Genomic DNA, 3558 nt, shown 5'->3' with positions numbered 1-3558 from the left:
TTGTAGTCTGCACGGGCTGCTCTGGGATTTTCTAAAGTTGGTTGCGGGAGCAGGATTTGAACCTGCGACCTTCAGGTTATGAGCCTGACGAGCTACCGGGCTGCTCCATCCCGCGACACTTTAAGTGACCTATCGCTTACGCTACTTGAGGTCTTGTGTTGGTCTATCGCCTATTCGGCTACTTGAGACCGGGTAGTGTTCTTTTCATCGTGTTTGAGAGACTGTGGGCTTTTACTAGGTTTGGCGGTGACCTACTCTCCCGGGGCTTAAGCCCAAGTACCATTGGCGCGGCAGTGCTTAACTTCCGGGTTCGGGATGGGACCGGGTGTTTCACTTGCGCTATGACCACCAAACCGAGGAAAAGCCCATGTCGACTTTCCTGCGTTGCAGGAAAGCGACGAGGTGGCAGGCAGCGTCTTTTGCTTGCAAAAGGCGCGTTGCCACTCGGTTATATAATCAACCAACATCGCGGCTTGGCGCTGCGACGTTATCCAACTCAAGGTCAGTGTATGCTTTGGTCTTGTCTTTCCATTACTGGATCAAATCAAGCCTATCGGGCGATTAGTACCGGTCAACTGAACGCATTACTGCGCTTACATCTCCGGCCTATTGACGTGGTGGTCTTCCACGGCCCTCAGGGAGACCTTGTTTTGAGGGGGGCTTCCCGCTTAGATGCCTTCAGCGGTTATCCTGTCCGATCATAGCTACCCAGCACTGCCGTTGGCACGACAACTGGTCCACCAGTGGATCGTTCACCCCGGTCCTCTCGTACTAGGGGCAACTCCTCTCAAGTCTCCTACACCCACGGCAGATAGGGACCGAACTGTCTCACGACGTTCTAAACCCAGCTCACGTACCTCTTTAAACGGCGAACAGCCGTACCCTTGGGACCTGCTCCAGCCCCAGGATGAGATGAGCCGACATCGAGGTGCCAAACACTGCCGTCGATATGGACTCTTGGGCAGTATCAGCCTGTTATCCCCGGCGTACCTTTTATCCGTTGAGCGATGGCCCTTCCACTCGGGACCACCGGATCACTATGGCCGTCTTTCGACTCTGCTCGACTTGTCAGTCTTGCAGTCAGGCTGGCTTCTGCCATTGCACTCAACGAGCGATTTCCGACCGCTCTGAGCCAACCTTCGCGCGCCTCCGTTACGCTTTAGGAGGCGACCGCCCCAGTCAAACTACCCGCCACGCAGGGTCCCGGATCCGGATAACGGACCGCGGTTAGACATCAAGAGTGCGAAGGGTGGTATCTCAAGGGAGGCTCCACGGATACTTGCGTTTCCGCTTCAAAGCCTACCACCTATCCTGCACATCACAATCCTGATGCCAGTGCGAAGCTGTAGTAAAGGTGCACGGGGTCTTTCCGTCTAACCGCGGGAAGCCTGCATCTTGACAGGCAATTCAATTTCGCTGAGTCGATGTTGGAGACAGCGGGGAAGTCGTTACGCCATTCGTGCAGGTCGGAACTTACCCGACAAGGAATTTCGCTACCTTAGGACCGTTATAGTTACGGCCGCCGTTTACCTGGGCTTCAATTCAAGGCTCTCACCTCTCCTTTTAACCTTCAGGCACCGGGCAGGCGTCAGACCCTATACGTCGTCTTGCGACTTCGCAGAGCCCTGTGTTTTTAATAAACAGTCGCCACCCCCTGGTTTGTGCCCCCAGCCCCTAGTTGCCTAGGAACCGGGCCTCCTTCTCGCGAACTTACGGAGGTATTTTGCCGAGTTCCTTCAACATCGTTCTCTCAAGCGCCTTGGTATGCTCTACCAGTCCACCTGTGTCGGTTTAGGGTACGGTCTGATGGAGGGCTATTTCCAGGAACCACTCAGCAGCCCAATCAATCCGATAAGATTGAACTACACCTGTGATCCGTCACATCCTCCTGGCCTAGGAATATTAACCTAGTTCCCATCGCCTACGCCTTTCGGCCTCGGCTTAGGGGCCGGCTTACCCTGCTCAGATTAGCTTTAAGCAGGAACCCTTGGACTTTCGGCGAGAGTGTCTCTCACACTCTTTGTCGCTACTCATGTCATCATTCTCACTAGTGATCTCTCCACCGGATGGCTCACGCCCCGGCTTCATCGAAAGCTCCAAATATCCTCCAAGGCGATCCGAAGATCGCTAAAGAGGATAGGAACTATGTCACACTACGCTCTGCTACCGATGCTTACGCATCCCTAGACTTCGGCTCATGGCTTGAGCCCCGTTACATCTTCGCCGCAGGACAACTTATTTAGACCAGTGAGCTGTTACGCTATCTTTAAAGGATGGCTGCTTCTAAGCCAACCTCCTGGTTGTTTTGGTCGTCCCACCTGCTTTCCCACTTAGCCATGAATTGGGGGCCTTAGTCGTAGGTCAGGGTTGTTTCCCTCTCCACTACGGACGTTAGCATCCGCAGTGTGTCTGCCATCTAGTACTCCCGGGTATTCGGAGTTTGGTTAGGATCAGTAAGCCTGTGGGGCCCCATTACCCATCCAGTGCTCTACCCCCCGGGGTATTCGGATGACGCTCTACCTAAATAGATTTCGCAGAGAACCAGCTATCTCCGAGTTTGATTGGCCTTTCACCCCTAGGCACAGCTCATCCCGATCCTTTTCAACGGATGTGGGTTCGGTCCTCCAGTAAGTGTTACCTTACCTTCAACCTGGCCATGCCTAGATCACTCGGTTTCGGGTCTGATCCCACGAACTCATGCGCCCTATTAAGACTCGCTTTCGCTACGCCTACACCTAACGGCTTAAGCTTGCTCGTAAGACCAAGTCGATGACCCATTATACAAAAGGTACGCCGTCAGATCTCGAGGATCCTCCGACTGATTGTAGGCGTTCGGTTTCAGGTACTGTTTCACTCCCCTCGTCGGGGTGCTTTTCACCTTTCCCTCACGGTACTGGTTCGCTATCGGTCAGCAAGGAGTACTTAGCCTTCGAAGGTGGTCCTCCGATCTTCAGACAGAATTTCACGTGTTCCGCCCTACTTAATACGTCCATCAAAGCTTCCTATACGGGGCTGTCACCCGCTATGGCCACGCTTCCCAACGTGTTCTAGTCACTTATCTGGCTCGGCTGGTCCCCGTTCGCTCGCCGCTACTAGGGGAGTATCAATTGATTTCCTTTCCTCCGGGTACTTAGATGTTTCAGTTCCCCGGGTTTGCTCTTAAAACCCTATGTATTCAGGTCTTAAGTACCTGTTTAAACCCCATATTGAGTATCAAAGATAACAATATGAAGCTTTCAGGTGGGTTGCCCCATTCAGAGATCCATGGATCAAAGCTTATTCTCAGCTCCCCATGGCTTATCGCAGAGTATCACGTCTTTCATCGCCTCTTGCTGCCAAGGCATTCACCAAACGCCCTTCTCGCGCTTGATTTGATCCAGAAAGAGAAAGACACAACTTAGTGCGCTACCGCCTATTCGGCTACTTGAGCGCAGTCAGGTCAATCGCGACCGCCCAGCTGGTAACTAAAGGCGATCTTTCTTCTGAACCAAAAGCATACTTTCCCGCCTTCCATCCTGGAACCCATGCTGCCGATGTCGGTCGGCCCCGCATGGAGAA

Annotated in this window: 1 tRNA gene and 2 rRNA genes; all 3 read right to left on the bottom strand. The window is 53.3% G+C overall.

What is annotated here, in order from left to right:
* Nucleotides 1-38: 38 nt before the first annotated feature.
* Nucleotides 39-115 (bottom strand) — tRNA-Met (locus AC2TEM_RS21320).
* A gap of 123 nt (nucleotides 116-238) precedes the next feature.
* Nucleotides 239-353 (bottom strand): 5S ribosomal RNA (rrf, locus tag AC2TEM_RS21315).
* A gap of 187 nt (nucleotides 354-540) precedes the next feature.
* Nucleotides 541-3372: ribosomal RNA gene (locus AC2TEM_RS21310) — 23S ribosomal RNA — on the bottom strand.
* Nucleotides 3373-3558 lie beyond the last annotated feature (186 nt).

Source organism: Ruegeria sp. HKCCD3925, assembly GCF_057221175.1.
This window is presented reverse-complemented; position numbering and strand designations above follow the sequence as displayed.